Below are 18,273 nucleotides of genomic sequence, written 5' to 3'. Positions count from 1 at the left end.
CGCGCGTCAATCGACGGACGCACGTGGATCGGGTGTCGGGTCCGCCCGTGCGGGGCGCGGGAGTGTGCCCGCGGTCAGTCCTGCGCGGCGAACTGGTCCAGCAGCGCCAGGAATTGGCGGTGTGAGTCGTGCAGGTGATCCCGCATCCGCGCCTCGGCCGCGTCCCCGTCGCCGGACAGCACGGCGAGCGCGATGGCCTCGTGTTCCTCCCGGAACGCGGAGCCGAAGTCCCGCTCCGCCGGATACACACGGCTCCAGTCGGATCCGAGCCACAGCGCGTTGCCGCCCACGAACATCTCGGCGCGGGCCCGCGTCACCGCCTCCGCGAGCACCTCGTTGCCGCCGGCGGTCGCGATGCCGAGGTGGAACGCGGTGTCGCAGCGGTGGTACTCGCCGAGGTCGGCGACGTCGGTGGCGAGCATCGCCACGAGTTCGCGGCGGGCCGCGCCCGCCCCGCGCTCGGCGGCGAGGCGCGCCGCGTACGGCTCGATCGCCAGCCGGTACTCCATGTAGTCGCGCAGCGAGGCCCGGATCGTCGCGGTGGTCGCGGCCCGTGAACCGTCCCTGCCGGGCCGGGTGGGTGCCACGCGGGTGCCGCCGTTGCGGCCCAACGTGGTCGTGACCAGGCCTTCGTCGGCCAGCTCACGCACCGCCTGCCTGACGGTGTTGCGCCCCACCCCGAAGGCGGCGGACAGCTCCCGCTCGGTGGGCAGCCGGTCGCCCGGTCCGAAGCCGCCGAGCGCGATGCGCTGCCGGAGCGCCTCGGCCACCACGGCGTGCGATGCCGCCTGGCGCGTTCCGGTCGTCCATTCGTCACGACTCTCGCTGTTGCTCACGGGCCCTCCCAGCTCGCGGGTCACGCGCGTCCCGTCATGCCCCGGATGGCCATGATATTGGACTTGACGCGAACCCTATTGACAGCCCCTGATGAGCGCCTTAGCGTCGCCCCCACGTTTTTGGGTCCATTGCGAACCCAATCGTTGGCCGTGAAGGAGTACGCACATGAGCACAGTCGCAGGTGGCGCCACGGACCCGGGAGCGCGGCGCCGATCCGGGCCGTGGAAGGTCGCCGGGGCCTCGATGATCGGCACCAGCGTCGAGTGGTACGACTTCGGCATCTATGCCACCGCCGCCGCGCTCGTCTTCCCCGAGCTGTTCTTCCCCGAGATGAACCGGGCGCTCGGCACGCTCATGTCGTTCGCGACGCTCTTCGTGGGATCCCTCGGACGCCCGCTCGGCGCGGTCGTGTTCGGGCACATCGGCGACCGCTACGGCCGTAAGCGCGCTCTGATCTGGTCCATGACCCTCATGGGGGGCGCCACCTTCTGTATCGGCCTGCTCCCGGGCTACGCCTCCATCGGCGTCGCCGCGCCGCTCCTGCTCGTCCTCATCCGCATGGTCCAGTCACTCGCGGTCGGCGGCGAGTGGGGCGGCGCCGTGCTCTTCGCCGTCGAACACGCCCCGCCCCGACGCCGGGCGTTCTTCGGCTCCTTCCCTCAAGTCGGCGACGGGGTCGGCTACTTCATGTCCACCGGCGTCTTCGCCCTGGCGGGACTGGCGGGGCACGACGCACTCGTCGGCTGGGCCTGGCGCCTGCCCTTCCTGCTGTCCGCCGTCCTGGTCCTGGTCGGCCTCGTGATCCGCAGCTCCATCGAGGAGTCGCCCGAGTTCGAGGCGGCGCGCCGGGCCGAGGCCGCCGAGGAGAAGCAGGCTGCGCCGCTCGTCGCCGTCGTCCGCGACGCCTGGAAGACCTGGCTGCTCGCCTCGGGCGCCTTCCTCATCACCGTCGGCGGCTACTACGTGGTCGTCACCTTCATGTCGACGTACGCCGTCACCGAACTCGGCTTCACCGACTCGCAGGTGGCGGGTGCCGGCACCGCCGCCTCCGTCGTCGTCATCGTGTGCACCCCGCTGGCGGCGCTGGTCGCCGACCGCCTGGGGCTGCGCCGCGTGACGCTGACCGGCATCCTGTTGCACCTCGTCGTGGCCTTCCCGATGTTCTGGCTCGCCGACACTCGTTCCGTGCCCGGACTCTGGCTCGCGATGTGCCTGCCGATGCTCGCCAGCACCATCGCGTACGCCTCGATCGGCACGCTCATATCCGGCTGGTTCGCTCCTCGGGCGCGCTACACGGGTCTGTCCATGAGCTACCAGACGGCGGGGCTCATCGGCACGCTGGCCCCGGCGGCGGCCACCTGGCTGTTCAGCGCCGCCGGGAATTCATGGACCCCCGTGGCCATTGCCTTCGGTGCCATGGCGCTGGTCAGCGCGGTCTGTCTCGCCGCGTTCCGGCAGGCGCCTCTGGCGCAGGCGGAGCCGGAGGCGGCGCGGGACTCCGAGGAGCGCCGAGCCGCGAAGAGCTGATCCGTAGGAGCGGGATGGCGTGCCCCTGATCGTTGTCCGGGGCTTGCGGGAACTCGCCCTGTGGGTGCGCATCCTCGACGACCTGACACCCGGGCTCGACGTGACCGAGGCCGGGATCGTCGTATGCGTGGTCCTCGCTGTGATCGGCGACGCCGTCACGACGAGAAGCCCCGGCGAACGCCCGGACCTGGCGGACCGCCTGACGGAACCGGGTACAGGGTTGCTTCTCGGGCGGGAGCAGCGGGGGTGGCGGGGTAGAGGGAGCGGCGGGAGCCGCCCGGACGGCGGGAGCGGGTGAGCGGGGCGCGGGTGAGCCGGGAGCGGGCGTGGGTGAGCGGGGCACTGGTGAGCCGGGGCCGTGTGTCCCCGCTTCTCCCGCCGCTCAGCTCCCGTCGGAGAGCCGCGTCGCCGCGTCGGAGAAGTAGCGCAGCGCCGAGTCGCGGGTGCCCGCCACGTGGTGGCGGGCCAGCTCCTCCGCGCGGGCCGCGTCGCGGTCGTGGATCGCCTCGTAGAGGCGCTCGTGCTCCCCGCACATCGGATCGCCGTCGTTGAGTTCGGAGGTCAGCCGGAAGAGCCGGCGCAGCCGCGCGTCGAGGGGCGCCATCAGTTCCTGAAGGAGCGGGTTGCCCGACGCCTCGACGATCTGCTGGTGGAAGTCCGCGTTGTGGGCCACGGCCTGGCGCAGCCGCCCCGCGTCGGAGGACTTACGGCTGCGTGCCAACAGGCGTTCCATCGTGCGCAGTTGAGCGTTCGTGGCGTGGCGCGCGGCGAGCCCCGCCGCCAGGCCTTCGAGGTTCTCGCGGACGTCGAAGAGGTACGTCGCGTCCTGCGCGCCGAAGTTCGTGACCACGGAGCCGCGCCTGGCCTGCACGGTCAGGAACCCCTCCCGTTCGAGCCGCTGCATGGCTTCCCTCAAGGGGATGCGGGAGACACCCAGCTGGTCCGCCAGTTCGCGCTCCACCAGTCGCATGCCGGCCGGGAACGTCCCCTCGATGATCCGCTCGCGGAGTTCCACGTAGACCCGTTCTCTCAGGGACTGGTGGCTCTCACCGATCGTGGGGCGGCGGTCAGCGCGGGTGGTCATCGAGTCCTCTCCAGTGGCGAGCGGGAGCGGCCGTGGCCGCTCCCGGGGGTGCTCCTGATCATCGCAGACCGCGAAAACAAGATCCCACAGACCATTGCCTGGTATTTGGTATACCAGTTAGCTTGTCGGTGCCCGCCGCTCACCAGCAGCGTTCCGCCGGATTCGCCACCGGCTGGTCAGTCGTGCCGGGCACCGAACGAACAGTTGGAGGAAGTCGTGTCGCATCCCGCCGACACCCCGTCGATCCCGCTCGCCCCCGAGGTCCTCAGGAACGCCACGCTGCCCGACGGCCGACGTGCCGACATCCACCTCGCGGACGGCCGGGTCACGGCTTTGGTCGACCAGCCCGACAAGGCCGACAGGGCCGACCGGCCCGACACCGGCCGAGGGCCCGCCGCCGGCCCCGGCGGCATCGACCTCGGGGGCGCTCTCGTCCTGCCGGCGCTCGTCGACGGACACGCCCACCTGGACAAGACACTGCTCGGCGCGCCCTGGCAGCCGCACCTCACCTCGGCCACGCTGCGCGAACACATCGCGAAGGAACGGGCCCTGCGCGCCTCCGCCGGCGTACCCGTGGCCGACCGGGCCACGGCCCTTGCGCACCGCATGGTGTCCCTCGGTACCGGCCATGTGCGGTCGCACGTCGACATCGACCCGGACGTGCGCCTGGACGGCCTGCACGCGCTGGCCGAGGTGCGGGAGAAGTTCCGCGACCGGCTGGGGATCCAGATCGTCGCGTTCCCGCAGAGCGGCGTGGTCACCGCGCCCGGCGTCGCCGACCTCCTCGACGCCGCACTCTCGGAGGGCGCCGACCTGATCGGCGGCCTCGATCCGGCGGGCTTCGACGCAGACGTGGACGGCCAGCTCGACATCGTCTTCGGCCTGGCCGAGCGCCATGGCGCGGGTATCGACATCCACCTGCACGACGGAGGCGTGACCGGCACCCGGCAGCTACGGGACATCGCGCAGCGCACGGCCGCTCTCGGCCTCAACGGCACCGTCACCGTCAGCCACGCCTACGCCCTCGGAGACGTCGACGCCACGGAACTCGACCGCACCGCCACCGCCCTGGCCACGGCCGGAGTGGCGATCATGACCAACGGTCCCCGCCACTCCATGCCGCCCGTGCTGCGCCTGCGCGACCACGGCGTGCGCGTCTTCGCCGGCTCGGACAACATCCGTGACACCTGGTGGCCCTACGGCACCGCCGACATGCTCGAACGCGCCACCGTCATCGGCCTCCAGGGTGACCTGATGAGCGACGCGGAACTGCGCCACGCGGCCTCGATGATCACCGACGAGGCTGCCGCGGCACTCGGCCTCACCGACTACGGCCTCGCCCCCGGCTGCCGCGCGGACCTCGTCGTGATCGCGGCGGGCGGCGTACCGGAAGCGGTCGCGGCCCACCCCCGACGCCTCTTGGTCCTGCACGGCGGACGGGTCGTGGGACCCGCACCCGAGACCGACTACCCCGACTTCGCCGCCATTTCCGTAACGGGCGGCGACGCCTCTGCCCTTCAGGGGGAGCGATGAGCATCCAGCAGTCCACCGCCGAACCCGCCGCAGCAGCCGCCGGCAGACCCGAACCCGGCGAGGCCGGGCGGGGCGCCGACGGAGGTCTCTCCTCCGGACAGATCGGCACCTTCGACCTCGTCTTCTTCGTCGTGGCAGCCGCCGCGCCGCTCACCGTGCTCGCCGGCGTGGCGCCCGTCGCCATCGCCATCGGCGGCCCCGGCGCCCCGCTCGGCTACCTGATCTCAGGAGCGTTGCTCGTCCTCTTCGCCGCGGGCTTCACGGCCATGAGCCTGTACGTCCGCAACGCCGGAGCCTTCTACGCCTACGTGGCCCGCGGCCTCGGCCGCACCCTCGGCGTCGGTATCGCCTACGTCGCCGTCGTGTCGTACAACCTCATCACCCCCGGAGTCGCGGCGGCCTTCGGCTACTTCGCGGCCGGGTCGGTGCACGACGCGACCGGAGCCGACATCCCCTGGTGGGTGCTCTCCGGGATCTGCGTCCTCGCCGTCGGCGTGCTCGGCTGGCTCCGAGTGACCCTCAGCGCCAAGGTCCTCGGCGTCGCATTGATCCTCGAGGTGCTGACCCTGCTCATCATGGACGGCGGCATCCTCGGCCACCGGGGCACGGCAGCGCTCGACGCGCACTCCTTCGACCCGAGCACGCTCGCCACCGGCGGGATCGCGGGCATGTTCGTCATCGTGATCGGTGCCTTCACGGGCTTCGAGGCCACCGCCATCTACGCGGAGGAGGCACGCGAACCCAGCCGCACCGTCCCGCGTGCCACCTTCATCGCCATCGGGTTCCTCGCCCTGTTCTACTCCGTCGGCGCCTGGCTCATCATGGGCGCGTTCGGCACGGACAAGGCGGTCGCCATGGCCCGCGCCGCGGCCGGCCCCGAACTCACCTTCAAGGCAGGCGAGTTGTACGTGGGTGCCTGGCTGGCCGACACCATGCACGCCCTCGTCATCGTGAGCGCCTTCGCGGCCACCCTCGCCTTCCACAACGCCGCCGCGCGCTACCTGTACGCCCTCGGACGCGAAGGACTACTGCCGCGTCGACTGGGCGTCGTCTCCGCCCGGCACGGCTCTCCGGGCATCGCGGTGAGCGCGCAGACCGTCTTCAACCTCCTGGTGATCGTCGTCGGCGCGGTGCTGGCCGCCGACCCGTTCTCCCAGGTCCTGATCTGGACCAACAGCATCGCCGTCCTCGGCATCATGGTCATGCAGGCCCTCGCGGCCCTCGCCGTGTGGGCCTTCTTCCGCCGGGACCGACGGGGCATGTCGGCCGCCCGGGTGGTCTGGTCCCCGCTGATCGCGTTCGCCGGTCTCGCGCTCCTCACCGTCCTGGCGGTGCTCCACTTCGACCTTCTGACGGGCGCCTCCGGGACGGTGAACGCCGTCCTCCTGGCACCCCTGCCCGTGGTCCTCGCGGCAGGCATCTGCATCGCTCTGCGCATCCGGAGCCGCGACCCGCAGCGCTACGCCCGGCTGACCAACATCGACGTCGAAAGGGACTGAGACCCGTGGCTCCCGGCGGCGAGGTACGCGGACGGTGCGCCCGCCCCGGCGTACCTCACCGCCGGGCGATGAGTCCCAGGGGAGTGCGCGGTCTATGTATGTACGAAGGCCGGAAGCCCCCGCGGCACAGGTCGCAATCCCTGGGAGAAGTGATGGGCACCGTAGTGATGCACAACGTCGTTTCCGTGGACGGCTTCATCGCCGACCCGGAGGATCAGGTCGGCCCCCTTTTCGACTGGTACGCGAACGGCGACGCCGAGATCGGCGTGAACGACAAGGTGTCGGTGTCCCAGGTCTCGGCCGAGTACGTCCGGCCGATGTGGGCGGCCATCGGGGCGATGGTGATCGGGCGGCACCTGTTCGACATCACCAACGGCTGGGAGGGGGCACCGCCGGCGGGGGAGCACGTGGTCGTGGTGTCCCACCGGCCGAGGCCCGAGGGCTGGCACCCCGAGGCGGCGTACTACTTCGTGGACGACGTGGCGCAGGCAGTCGCCAAGGCCAAGGAGCTCGCGGGGGACCGCACCGTCGCCGTGGCCGCCGGCGAGGTGGGCGGGCAGGCGCTCGCCCTGGGCGTGGTGGACGAGGTGGCCATGGACGTCGTGCCCGTCGTCTTCGGCTCCGGCAAACGGTACTTCGGCCCCGTCGACGCCCAGCATCTCCTCGAGGATCCCCACGTGGTGATCCAGGGCGACCGCGTACTGCACCTCCGCTACAAGGTCCGCCGATAGTCAGGAGGTGAGGACGGAAACGACCCGCTCGGTCATGTCCTGGCGCGTGTGTCCGATCAGGCCGGGCCCGACGGCGTATGTGCGACGGCATGTCCCGTGCCGGCCGGCATCGCGCCCGCCGCCGCACTGCCTGCCAACAGGGAACGTCGCGAGAGGAATGTCATGACGTCGATCCTGCCGTCGGCGCCGAGCACTTCCATCAGGGAAGGCCCCCACGCCCACCCTGATCGATCCCGGAGCCCCGGGCGGACGCCTGGGCGAGGAAACGTTGCCGTTCGACGATCGCCCGGTCGATCTCGCCCGTCGCGACCAGCTCGCCCGTACAGTCCACGGCCCGTACGAGGAAGGTGAGCCGTCGGCCCTCAGCCTCTGCGGGCGGTTCCGCGAGGACGTCGACCCAGGCACCCACCCGTGTGGCACGAAGGTGCTTGATGCGCACACCGGTTCCGACCGTCGTCCGGCCCGGCGTCGTGAAGGGAGCGGCGGCCCGTACGGTGGCCGCCTCCATCCACGCGATCAGCCACGGGGTGGCGAGAACGGGCAGGTCACCGCTTCCCACCGCCCTCGCGGTGTGGGCGTCGGACACCTCGTGGCGCATCACACCACGCTAGCCCGGGCCCGGAGTCTCGCGCGCGTCGGACGCCGGTCGTCAGCGCTGGTGGTGGAGGCGCTCCAGCAGGAGGTAGGCACGCTGCTCGGCGGCGGCGAGTTCGGCGGGATCGATCCCTGCCGGCCAGACTTCGCCCGCGGCGGCGTCGTCGGCATCACGCAACTCGACCACTGCGAGCACCAGTTGGACCTGCACCTCCGGGAACTGGGGTCCCGAGCCTTCGGCCAGCGACCGTTCCGCGTGATCGGATGCCCGCGTGCAGGCGGCCAGCGCACGCTCGACGCGCAGCGCGGCACGGTCGTGGACGACCACAAGCGCGCAGGCGAGCCCGACGACGATGCCGAGCACGCTGCCCAGCACGCGGTCGGCGACGAGTTGCCCGGCGGGGGCGGGCGAGGCCAGGTCGCTCATCAGGAGGGCCAGCGGGGTGAGGAAGACGACGCCGAGGCCGTAGTTGCGCGGGACGAAGTACTCGAGGAGGAATTCGAGGAGCACGATGACGCAGGCCAGCGCCACCGGCTCGGGGTCCGTGGCCAACACGCCCAGGGCGAGGAGCAGGCCGACGACCGTGCCGAGGGTGCGCTGGACGGCGCGCTGGGCCGTGGTGCGCAGGTTGACGGAGTGCAGTACGGCGGCGGCGGAGATCGACGCCCAGTAGCTGTGCTCGAGTCCTCCGGCCACGGCCAGCCCGCCCGCGATCCCGGTGCCCAGGACCATCCGCACCGCGGGAACGGCGAGGACGGCGCGGTGTTCGGGGCCGCCGGCGCGTCGTCCCATCAGGAGTTCGGTGGCGCGCCAGGTGACAGGTTGGCCCGGTCCGGTGGCGGGGGCCACAGGAGTCATGGGCGCGTCCACGCCGTCCTGCGCCGCCGGAGACGCGAGGGGCAGCCCGGGCAGGAGTGCCGGCGGCCGGCGGCGCCGCTCGGTGAGGACATCAGCCTGTCGGAGCAGTTGATCCGCCGTCGCGGCGGGGTCGGCCGGCGGCCGGCGCGCCGAGTTGATCAGCAGCGACCAGGACAGGTCGGTGAGGCGTACGAAGATTCCCTCCCGGCCTGCCCGGTCCGTCTGCGTGGGAGGCGCGACACCGAGGGAGTGGTACGCCTGGAGCACCGCGACGGTCGTGCGGTGTCGCGCCTGCTGTACGTCCGGGCCCGGTCCTCCGGGCTCGGTGAGCAGTCCGGCGAGCTCCCGTAGTGCCCTGGCGACGGCGAATCTCTGCGGCCGGTCCGGGTGCGTCAGCCAGCCGGACACTCCGAGTACCCAGGCGACCGTGGCCCCGGCCGCGGTGAGCCCGGTCTGCGGGAGAACGTCGGCGGTGGTGGGTGAGCCGTTGGCCGCCACCGCGAAGGAGAACAGCAGGAGCACCGCGCCGAGCCCGCTCAACCGGGTCGCGTCACACGTCAGCTTCGCCAGCCCGGCGACCACCGCCGTCGCCGTGACCACAGCGGCGGCGCCCCAGCCCCCGGCTCCCGGACGGACCCAGGCGGCGAGAGCGGACCCGCAGCCCACCAACGCCGTCATCGCCACCGCCACCATCGCGAGCACGCGAGAGCGGCGCGGGTAGGGCAGGTTGCGCCCGAACGTCGTCGTGAAGGCGCCCAGCATGGCGTACACGGAGAGGTCGGGCCGACCCGCGAACGCCACCGGCAGTGCCACCAGCGCCATCGCCAAGGCGCCGCGCGCGGCGAAGAGAAGTGCCCCGTCCGCCCGATGGAGCGCGAGTGAGCCGCGCGGGGAGAGCAGGCGCACCGCGCTGACCACGGCAGGCCGCCAACCGTGCCTGGTCACGGCGGCGAGTGGGCGGCGGGAAGTAGGCATGTCCGGTATATACCACCGGCTCCGAGCGGGGGTTCTGATCTGAACGCAGCCGAGTCGAGCTGCGTCGAGCCGAGTCGATTCGAGCTGCGTCGAGTCGAGCCGGGTCGGGGCAGATCGAGCTGAACCCAGTCTGTGTCCCCGCAGCGGGGTTCGCCAGGCTGGCCCGTGGCGGAAAGACTAATGTGCTGATCCATGAGCACATGGCTGCCCTTGTCCGCGGTCCCCCGGCTCGGTGTCTCCGTGGTTGCCGGTGCGGTGGTCGGGGCGATCGTCGGGGTGGTGAACAACGCCGCGCTGGGTGTTCTCTCCGGTATCGCCGCGACGGAGCTGGTCTTCGTGCTGGCGGGCTGGGCGGTGCTGTGGCCGATGGATGCCAGAGCCACCCGTGCCAACGCCCGACGTGAGGACTTCCAGCCCGTCACCGACGAGCTCGTGATCGTCGGCGTCGCGCTGTGCGGCCTGGTCGCCACCGTGCTGCTTCTCCTGCTCGGCAAGTCCGAGAGCGGCCACGCCGCGGCGGCCGTCGCCCTCGGTGGCGTGTTCATGGCCTGGGCGGCGCTCCATCTGATGTACGCCACGCGTTACGCGTACTTGTACTACACAGCCGCCGGCGGGATCGACTTCAACAACGACGACCCGCCCGCGTACCGGGACTTCCTCTATTTCAGCTACAACCTCGGCATGACCTATCAGGTGTCCGACACCAACGTCTCGACCTCGACGATCCGTTCGGTGGTGTTGCGGCACTCGCTGCTGTCCTACGTCTTCGGCACCAGCATCCTCGCCACGACCATCAACCTCGTCACAGGAATCGTCACCGGCTGACATCGGCCGTGGAGTGACATGACCGGGAATCGGCGGTGTCATGGACGACAAAGTCGGCAGCCAGGCCCCGGGCGACGCGCGTGCCGTGGAGGAGCTGATCGCGGAGCAGCGCCGCAGGATCCATGAGTACGTCGGACTACGGGAACAGCAGGCGAGCGGGCCGGGCACAGGAGAGGTACCGGAACAGGACGCGGCCGGGATGCCGCCCTGCGAGGCGAAGGAACTCTTCGACGCGATGCCGGTCCCCGGGCTGCTGATCGAACCGGTCCTCGCCGCCGACGGAACGCTGGACTTCCTCTACGCCGGGCAGAACGCGGCGTGCCGCCGTTACGCCGCCGCCGTCGCGCCCGAGTGGGAGTCGTGGTCCCAGCCATGGCCGGGACGTGTGCGTCTGTTCGACCTGTTCCCCAGCATGGAGAACAGCAGGGTGCCGCGCCTGCTCGCCGACGCGTACCGGACGGGCCGGCCGCAGGGGCCGGTGTCCGGGGAGTGGTTCGTGCACGCGCCCAACGGTCCCGTCGTGCGCATCAGCAACGAGGTACGTGCCGCCCGCTGTGGCGGCCATCTGCTGCTGACCTGGGAACGGGGGCACCGCGAGACGCTGACCCGGGCCGCCCAGCGGATGGCCCAGGTCTGCTGGGCGGAGTGGAACCTCGGCGACAGCGCGGTCCTCGGGTCGTACGGGATGCAGCAGGTCCTCGGCCTCGGCCCCGTGGCACCCGTGCCCGGCCTCCCGGACCTGGCGGCGATGACGGATCCGGGGGACCGGGGGACCCTCTACGAGGTGCTGACGGACGTGATCGTGCGGGGTCGCAGCGCGGAGTGCGAACTGACCCTTACGCGGGTGCCGGCCCGGATCGTACGGTTCTCGGCCGAACCCGTGCGGCTCCAGGGCGGCCCCGTCTGGGGGGTGCGCGGCGTCATCATGGACATCACCCGCGGCCGGCGCAGCCGCGAGCGTGCCCAGCACGCCGAACAGGAGGCTCACTCGGAGCGGGAGCGCACCCGAGGCCTCACCGACGTCGCCGTCACCCTGCGCGACGCGGTGGTGCCCCGCTTCGCGAACGAGCTGGCTCCCCTGGGCCTCGACACCGCGGCGGTGTACTGCCCGGACCCCGAAGCCGCGGGGGTCGGGGGGGACTGGTTCAAGGCCCGCGTGCTGCCCAGCGGCCGGGCGCTCCTCGCGATCGGCGACGCGCGCGGGCACGGTCTGGAGGCGGTCACCCTCATGGCCAAACTCCGCTACGCCCTGGCCGGCCTCGCCTACACCGACGAGCCGGTCGAGAAGCTGACCGCCTGGCTCAACCATGTCGCCTGCGACGATGGGCCGGAGTCCACCGCCACCGCCATCGTGGCCCGCTTCCACCCCGCCACGTCGCTCCTGCGCTGGGTGTGCGCCGGCCACCCCCGGCCCGTACTGGTGCGCGGAGGAAGCGCCCGCCTGCTCTCCTACCCGCCGGACGGCCCGGGGTTGCCGCTCGGGGTCGTGCCGGGGGCGACGTACACCGCCACGGAGACGACGCTGTCACCGGGCGATGTGGTGCTGATGTACACCGACGGGCTCGTCGAGCGGCGCGGCAGCGACCTCGACACCGACATGGCGCGCCTGCTGCGCGTGGCGGAACGCCTGGCCCGAGGAGGCATCACAGCCGGCCACGACGGCCTGGAGCGCTACGGGCAGGCCGTCGCGCAGGACATGGCCGGTGCCCACCAGACCGATGACGCGACGCTGCTCCTCGTGCGGCGCCTGCGCGTGCCGACGTCGCCGCCCGGCGGTCCTGAACACTGACCCCCGCCGTTCCCCGCCGGCAGGACGTCCGGGCCGGGCAGGGGGACACTGAGAGGGGCAAGGCGCCGCTCAGCCCCTATTTGTCGTTGCCCTCGGCGCGGATTTCGATCTTTCGCCGCGTCACCGCAGCGGTCTTCGGCAGGCGCAGCGTCAGAACGCCGTCCGCCATATCTGCCTGGATACGATCGATATCGACATCGCCGGGAACACGAACTCCGTAGGAGAAGGTCCCTGACCGGCGACGCAGAGCATTTCCGTCCGTGGTTTCCTCGACGGAACCGGAGATGTGCAGTTCCCTGCCGTCCACCTCTACGTTCACGCGCTCACGACGGACACCGGGCAGTTCCGCGCGCACCACGTAAGCGACACCCGAGTCCGCTTCCTCCACCACAGGCATCCAGTGCTGCGAAGGGCCTGCCGGCTGCGAAGAACGCTCCAGCAGACGGCTCACCTCGCCCCACAGATGCTGGAGCTCCGATGCCGGATCGGCCCCGGCCCACCAGGCAGTTCGTGCCGGATGTGACCGCGTGATGTCTGCGCGTTCATCCATGATGCTCTCCGACTCCATCGACTCATCCGGCGCTCACCCGCCGGATTCCCTGACGTCAGCCTGCGCCCCGGGCCCCACCCCCGCAAACAGGCCCACGCCATCGGGTCGCATTCCCCTACTGACGTGAATCCGGCGCTCAGGGGCGCCGATTTCGCTGCTGTTGCGGCCCAGCTGACATCGCGCTTGAGTTGAACCAATCTCTCTCGGCATCAGGAGCTGGCATGTCGATGTCCTTCGGTTCAGGGTTCGGCTCGTCCGACCCCTTCAGTGACTTGTTCAACCGATTCTTCGGAATGTCGCCGGCTTCCTCACCGCCAGCCGTCCAACGCGTGCCGATCGGACGGCTGTTGACGGATTCGTCGCAGGAACTCCTCGGTCTCGCCGCTCAGAAAGCGATCGAGGACGGGACCTCCGATCTCGACACCGAGCACCTGCTCTGGGCGACCACGAAGATCGGTCCGACACGGAAACTGCTCTCCCATATCGGAGTGGACCCCGACGCCCTGTCGAAGGAAGTCGCCGCGGTCCTGCCGCAGGAGTCCGGCCAGCCGTCGGCGGAGCCCGGACTCACCCCGGCGGCCAAGCGCACGCTCCAGGCCGCCTACTCGCACTCGCAGGCCGCCGGGGCCTCGTACATCGGCCCCGAGCACATCCTCGCGGCGCTCCTGAGCGACTCCGACAGCGGCGCCGCCCGACTGCTGCGCGCGCAGGGCTTCAGCCCGGACCGCCTGGAGAACCTCGCGGACCAGACGTCCCGCTCGGAAGGGCCCGCGGAGGCCAAGAAACCGGCGACGACCCTCGACGAGTACGGCCGGGACCTGACGGAGGACGCGAAGGCCGGGATGCTCGACCCGGTGGTGGGGCGGGCCGACGAGATCGAGCAGACCATCGAGATCCTCTCGCGGCGCTCCAAGAACAATCCCGTGCTCATCGGCGAGCCCGGCGTCGGAAAGACCGCCATCGTGGAGGGCCTGGCCCAGCGCATCGTGGCGGGCGAAGTCCCACAGACCCTCAAGGACAAGCGAGTTGTCTCCCTCGACCTCTCCGGCATGGTGGCCGGCGCGCAGTACCGCGGCCAGTTCGAGGAGCGCCTGAAGAAGGTCATCGAGGACGTCCAGGACGCCGGCGGCAGCATCATCCTGTTCATCGACGAGCTGCACACCGTCGTGGGCGCGGGAGCGACCGGCGAGGGCGCCATGGACGCGGGCAACATGCTGAAGCCCGCCCTCGCGCGCGGCGAGCTGCAGCTCGTGGGCGCGACGACCATCGACGAGTACCGCAAACACATCGAGAAGGACGCGGCGCTGGAGCGCCGCTTCCAGCCCGTACTGATTCCGGAGCCGACCGTCGAGCAGACGGTGCAGATCCTGGAGGGGCTGCGCGACGCGTACGAGGCCCACCACCAGGTCCGCTTCGCCGACGGCGCCCTGGCGGCGGCCGCCGAGCTCTCCGACCGCTACATCAGCGACCGGTTCCTGCCCGACAAGGCCATCGACCTGATGGACCAGGCAGGCGCGCGCGTGCGGCTGCGCAGCGCCGGGCGCTCCACCGAGGTCGTCAGCCGCGAGGACCGCATCGCCAAGCTTCGGCGTGAGCAGCAAGAGGCCGTGGCCGGTGAGGACTTCGAGAAGGCGTCGGAGTTCAAGCGGCAGATCGCCGAGCTGGAGGGCGAACTCGCGGGCATCGAGGAGCGGCGCGAGGGCGTCGTCTCGGTCACCGAGGCGGACATCGCCGACGTCGTCTCCCGCCGCACCGGCATCCCCGTCTCCCAGCTCACCGCGAGCGAGAAGGAGAAGCTCCTCAACCTCGAAGCGGAGATGCACTCGAGGATCGTCGGCCAGAACGAGGCGGTCACCGCGGTCTCCGAGGCCGTGCGGCGCAACCGCGCGGGCATGGGCGATCCCAACCGTCCCGTGGGCTCCTTCCTCTTCCTGGGCCCCACCGGCGTCGGCAAGACCGAACTCGCGAAGACCCTCGCCGACCTGCTGTTCGGCGACGAGGATCACATGATCCGCTTCGACATGAGCGAGTTCCAGGAGAAGCACACCGTCGCCCGCCTCGTCGGCGCCCCTCCCGGATACGTCGGTTACGAGGAGGCCGGCCAGCTCACCGAGAAGGTCCGCCGGCAGCCGTACAGCGTCGTGCTGTTCGACGAGGTGGAGAAGGCACACCCCGACGTCTTCAACACCCTGCTCCAGATCCTCGACGACGGACGTCTCACCGACGGCCAGGGCCGCACGGTCGACTTCCGCCACTGCGTCATCATCATGACCTCGAACATCGGCGCCCACCGGATCCTCGCGCACCACGGCGACGTGTCCGAGATCAAGGGCGATCTCATGGAGGACCTGCAGGGCCGGTTCCTGCCCGAGTTCCTCAACCGCATCGACGACATCATCATCTTCCACGGCCTCACCGAGGACGACCTGTCGCAGATCGTGGACCACCTCCTGGACCGGAGCAAGCGCCGGGTGCTCGGCCAGGGCATGACCCTGGACGTCACCGAGGCGGCCAAGAAGCTCCTCGTCGCCCACGGCCACCAGCCGGAGTTCGGCGCGCGTCCGCTGCGGCGCACGATCCAGGCCGAACTCGACAACAGGATCGCGTCGATCCTGCTGAGCGGTGACGCGGAGCCCGGGGACACCATCGTCGCGGACGTGGTGAACGACACCATCCACTGCACCGTGCGCAAGGACGACGTCGCGAAGGACGCGAAGGCCGAAGGCGCCGCGGAGGAACCGCCCGCGGCCGAGGCGCAGCAGACTCCCGACGCCTGATCCGGTCGGGCGCGCCTGACGGCGCCTGAACCAAGGAGGACACATGGTCCATCACCACAAGTCCAACCGAGCCGTCGAGGGCAACCCCGACGACCGACGGGGCATGCCCCTGCGCCCCGACGTGGATGCCCTCGAAAGGCGCACCCAGGAGGACCTGCGGGACGTCGGGCTGCGCGTGAAGAAGCCCGAGCGGCCCGCGAAACAGTACGAGGCGATCCAGAACGAGGTCGACCGCGAGGTCGACAGCGGCGAGATGCCGAGCGGCAAGATGTCCCGGGCACAGCGGGACGCGTTCCCGCCGACCCGCTACGACAGGTGACCTTCCCGCACACCGGCCACGACGGGCGAAGGGAGCCAGGAATGAGCGGAGAGCCCGAACCGATGAGCGACGCCGAGCGCCGCGCACTCGAGCAGGAGCTCGCCGACGTGACGGCCGAACGCAACGCGGACGCCGCCACGTTGCAGGACACCACCGAGGTGGGCGACCACGCCGACCAGGCCGACGAGTTGATCCGCTCCGACGAGGTGGACCGCCTCGACGCGCGCATCGACGAGATCAAGGTGCGCCTGCGCGGCGCCGCCGACGCGGGCTCGCCCAGCACGGACGTGGTGGGTGTGGGCAGCACGGTCGAGGTGCGGTACGCGGACGGTTCGGTGGCGACCGTCCAGATCGGCGAGGGCGCGGCGGTCCTCGACCCGACACTGGTCACCGCCGACAGCCCGCTCGGCAGCGCGCTGCTGGGACACCGGGCCGGCGACAGCGTCAGCTACGACGCGCCCGACGGGCGGGCGACGGTCACGGTCGTGTCCCTCGGCGCGTAGCCGGACGCGTCTACGGGACCGCGGGATCGCCCGGGAGGCGTTCCAGCGCGGCGGCCACGTCGGTGTGACGGGCGACTTCCACCAGTGCGCGGGCCATGACCGAGCCCGGCTCGCGGGCCGTGACCACCAGACCGACCGGCACCGTCCGGGCGGGCTCGACGAGGGGCACCGCCCGCATGCCGTGCGGGACGCCGAAGACGTGCAGCCACGCGTGCGGGACGACGCTCGCCCACCGGCCCGTCCTGACATGGGCGAACAGCGCGCCCACCGAGTCGGTCTCGATCCGGGGCGACGGCCGGGTCCCGGCCTCGGCGAACACCTCGTCCAGCACCCGGCGCCCCTGCATGGAGTCGGTCAGCAGGCACAGCGCCAGCAGCGACGCTTCTTCCCACGTCGCCGTCGTCCGATGAGCCAGGGCATCGGCGGCCGTGATCAGGAGCACGTACCGCTCCTGATACAGCGGGACGGTGTGGAAGTGCTCCGCGAGGTCCTCGTGCAGATACGTGATTCCGGCGTCGATCTCGAAGTTCTGCAACTGCCTCAGGATGTCCCGCGACTGGAGATCCGCTTTCACCTCCACGGTCACCAGCGGGTGCTCCGCGCAGAACGGGCCGGTCAGCAGGGAGACGGCGCCGGACGCGGTCGGGACCGAGCCGATCCGCATCCGGCCGCTCAGCCCGGTGCGCAGCGCGCCGACCTCGTCCTTGAGCGCGTCGCGATCGGCCAGGATCCGCTGCGCCCACACCACGATGCGCTCACCCTCGGGCGTGAGGCCCTCGTACTTGCGGCCGCGCCGGACCAGCGGCACGTCCAGCTCCTCCTCCAGCTTGCGGATCGCCTCCGAGAGGGCGGGCTGGGAGACGTAGCAGGCCTGGGCGGCGCGGGCGAAGTGGCGCTCCCGCGAGAGGGCCACCAGGTATTCGAGTTGGCGAAACAGCACGCCACGGGTCTACCCGACGGCCCAGGGGAAAGCGAATCGGGCCCGCCGGCCGCCGGACGAGTCACCGGTCAGGACCTCAGGGCACGGGCACCTGTGCCAGCCGCTCGGCACCGGTGTAGACGTTCATCGAGGTGCCGCGCAGGAATCCGATCAGGGTCAGGCCGCTCTCGGCGGCGAGGTCCACGGCGAGCGACGACGGGGCGGAGACGGCCGCCAGCATCGGGATTCCCGCCATCAGCGCCTTCTGCACCAGCTCGAAGGAGGCCCGGCCGCTCACCATCAGAACGGTCTCGCGCAGCGGCAGCAGCCCCTCGCGCAGTGCGTGGCCGACGACCTTGTCGACGGCGTTGTGCCGGCCGACGTCCTCGCGCAGGCACAGCATCTCCCCGTCGGCGCCGAACAGGGCGGCGGCGTGCAGGCCGCCCGTGCTGTCGAACACCTTCTGGGCCGCCCGCAGCCGGTCCGGCAACGCCGTCACCAGCTCGGGGCCGACGCGCAGCGGATCCTCGGAGACGGTCCACGCCGCCGAGGTGCGCACCGCGTCCAGGCTCGCCTTGCCGCACAGCCCGCACGAGGACGTCGTGTAGAAGTTCCGCTCGAGAGAGGCGTCGGGGGCGGCCACGCCGGGGCCCAGGGCCACATCCACGACGTTGTACGTGTTGCCGCCGTCGGACGTGGCGCCCGCGCAGTAGCGGATCCCGGCCACATCGCCGGCGGAGTGCACCACGCCCTCGCTCACCAGGAACCCGGCCGCGAGATCGAAGTCGTCGCCCGGTGTCCGCATGGTCACCGTGAGCGGACGCCCGCCCACCCTGATCTCCATCGGCTCCTCGACGGCCATGGTGTCGGGCCGGTACGAGGACACCCCGTCCCGAACTCGCAGCACACGCCGGCGCGCGGTCACGCGTCCCATGATGTTGCTCCTCTCCTC

Annotated in this window: 17 protein-coding genes; 10 read left to right on the top strand and 7 right to left on the bottom strand. The window is 71.2% G+C overall.

All coding sequences use genetic code 11. The features are described 5' to 3' along the window. Positions 1 to 74: 74 nt before the first annotated feature. The gene (locus OHO83_RS06000; RefSeq protein WP_329432413.1) at positions 75 to 836 is read right to left on the bottom strand and encodes a FadR/GntR family transcriptional regulator; all 762 of its coding nucleotides are present in this window, start codon (positions 834 to 836) and stop codon (positions 75 to 77) included. A 166-nt stretch (positions 837 to 1,002) separates the two neighbouring features. Here OHO83_RS06000 and OHO83_RS05995 point away from each other — a divergent pair, with 166 nt between their 5' ends. Both OHO83_RS05995 and OHO83_RS05990 read left to right on the top strand, forming a co-directional pair. After that, positions 1,003 to 2,364, top strand: a complete 1,362-nt coding sequence (locus OHO83_RS05995) for an MFS transporter (protein ID WP_266678127.1) — start codon at positions 1,003 to 1,005, stop codon at positions 2,362 to 2,364. Positions 2,365 to 2,383: 19 nt separating this feature from the next. Beyond that, the gene (locus OHO83_RS05990) at positions 2,384 to 2,662 is read left to right on the top strand and encodes a hypothetical protein (protein WP_266678129.1); all 279 of its coding nucleotides are present in this window, start codon (positions 2,384 to 2,386) and stop codon (positions 2,660 to 2,662) included. An 84-nt stretch (positions 2,663 to 2,746) separates the two neighbouring features. Here OHO83_RS05990 and OHO83_RS05985 read toward each other — a convergent pair whose 3' ends face one another. Beyond that, positions 2,747 to 3,448, bottom strand: a complete 702-nt coding sequence (locus OHO83_RS05985) for a GntR family transcriptional regulator (RefSeq protein WP_266678131.1) — start codon at positions 3,446 to 3,448, stop codon at positions 2,747 to 2,749. 216 nt (positions 3,449 to 3,664) lie between these two features. Between OHO83_RS05985 and OHO83_RS05980 the strand changes: the two genes are divergently transcribed. The 3 genes from OHO83_RS05980 to OHO83_RS05970 all read left to right on the top strand — a co-directional run bounded on the left by OHO83_RS05980 (position 3,665) and on the right by OHO83_RS05970 (position 7,211). Continuing rightward, entirely contained in the window at positions 3,665 to 4,981 is a 1,317-nt protein-coding gene (locus tag OHO83_RS05980) for an amidohydrolase family protein (protein ID WP_266678133.1), read from the top strand. Further along, entirely contained in the window at positions 4,978 to 6,480 is a 1,503-nt protein-coding gene (locus OHO83_RS05975; RefSeq protein WP_266678135.1) for an APC family permease, read from the top strand. The genes OHO83_RS05980 and OHO83_RS05975 overlap by 4 nt, the downstream gene beginning before the upstream one ends. Positions 6,481 to 6,632: 152 nt before the next feature. Then, positions 6,633 to 7,211 (top strand): dihydrofolate reductase family protein, encoded by a 579-nt coding sequence (locus OHO83_RS05970; RefSeq protein WP_266678137.1) that lies wholly within the window; start codon positions 6,633 to 6,635, stop codon positions 7,209 to 7,211. A 199-nt stretch (positions 7,212 to 7,410) separates the two neighbouring features. On the opposite strand, the gene OHO83_RS05965 is transcribed toward OHO83_RS05970, so the two are convergent. After that, a complete protein-coding gene (locus OHO83_RS05965; RefSeq protein ID WP_266678139.1) occupies positions 7,411 to 7,809 on the bottom strand; it encodes a thioesterase family protein in 399 nt (132 codons plus the stop codon). Between the two features lie 51 nt (positions 7,810 to 7,860). Then, positions 7,861 to 9,639, bottom strand: a complete 1,779-nt coding sequence (locus tag OHO83_RS05960; RefSeq protein ID WP_266678141.1) for an FUSC family protein — start codon at positions 9,637 to 9,639, stop codon at positions 7,861 to 7,863. Between the two features lie 192 nt (positions 9,640 to 9,831). On the opposite strand from OHO83_RS05960, the gene OHO83_RS05955 reads away from it, so the two are divergent. Both OHO83_RS05955 and OHO83_RS05950 read left to right on the top strand, forming a co-directional pair. Continuing rightward, entirely contained in the window at positions 9,832 to 10,464 is a 633-nt protein-coding gene (locus OHO83_RS05955) for a DUF1345 domain-containing protein (RefSeq protein WP_266678143.1), read from the top strand. A gap of 40 nt (positions 10,465 to 10,504) precedes the next feature. Beyond that, on the top strand, positions 10,505 to 12,253 hold the full coding sequence (locus OHO83_RS05950; protein WP_266678145.1) for a PP2C family protein-serine/threonine phosphatase: 1,749 nt from the start codon (positions 10,505 to 10,507) through the stop codon (positions 12,251 to 12,253). A gap of 76 nt (positions 12,254 to 12,329) precedes the next feature. Here the strand turns inward: OHO83_RS05950 and OHO83_RS05945 are convergent, their stop codons facing one another. Next, positions 12,330 to 12,803 (bottom strand): Hsp20/alpha crystallin family protein, encoded by a 474-nt coding sequence (locus tag OHO83_RS05945; RefSeq protein WP_266678147.1) that lies wholly within the window; start codon positions 12,801 to 12,803, stop codon positions 12,330 to 12,332. 221 nt (positions 12,804 to 13,024) lie between these two features. Here OHO83_RS05945 and OHO83_RS05940 point away from each other — a divergent pair, with 221 nt between their 5' ends. The 3 genes from OHO83_RS05940 to OHO83_RS05930 are packed head-to-tail and all read left to right on the top strand — an operon-like array spanning position 13,025 to position 16,402. Beyond that, positions 13,025 to 15,580: an ATP-dependent Clp protease ATP-binding subunit gene (locus OHO83_RS05940; protein ID WP_266678149.1), complete on the top strand. Its 2,556-nt coding sequence runs from the start codon at positions 13,025 to 13,027 to the stop codon at positions 15,578 to 15,580. A 43-nt stretch (positions 15,581 to 15,623) separates the two neighbouring features. Next, entirely contained in the window at positions 15,624 to 15,899 is a 276-nt protein-coding gene (locus OHO83_RS05935; RefSeq protein WP_266678151.1) for a hypothetical protein, read from the top strand. 41 nt (positions 15,900 to 15,940) lie between these two features. Then, complete coding sequence (locus tag OHO83_RS05930) at positions 15,941 to 16,402, top strand: GreA/GreB family elongation factor (protein WP_266678153.1); 462 nt, start codon at positions 15,941 to 15,943, stop codon at positions 16,400 to 16,402. A 10-nt stretch (positions 16,403 to 16,412) separates the two neighbouring features. Here the strand turns inward: OHO83_RS05930 and OHO83_RS05925 are convergent, their stop codons facing one another. Together OHO83_RS05925 and fdhD are read right to left on the bottom strand one after the other, a co-directional pair. Next, complete coding sequence (locus OHO83_RS05925; protein ID WP_266678155.1) at positions 16,413 to 17,342, bottom strand: LysR family transcriptional regulator; 930 nt, start codon at positions 17,340 to 17,342, stop codon at positions 16,413 to 16,415. A gap of 76 nt (positions 17,343 to 17,418) precedes the next feature. After that, positions 17,419 to 18,255 carry a formate dehydrogenase accessory sulfurtransferase FdhD gene (fdhD, locus tag OHO83_RS05920; RefSeq protein WP_266678157.1) on the bottom strand — a complete coding sequence of 279 codons (837 nt, stop codon included), beginning with the start codon at positions 18,253 to 18,255 and terminating at the stop codon, positions 17,419 to 17,421. Between the last annotated feature and the right edge of the window lie 18 nt (positions 18,256 to 18,273).

The organism is Streptomyces sp. NBC_00569, assembly GCF_036345255.1.
Taxonomy (GTDB): Bacteria; Actinomycetota; Actinomycetes; order Streptomycetales; family Streptomycetaceae; genus Streptomyces.
Note: the sequence above shows the minus strand (reverse complement) of the source record. Positions and strands in the feature narration are given on the sequence as shown.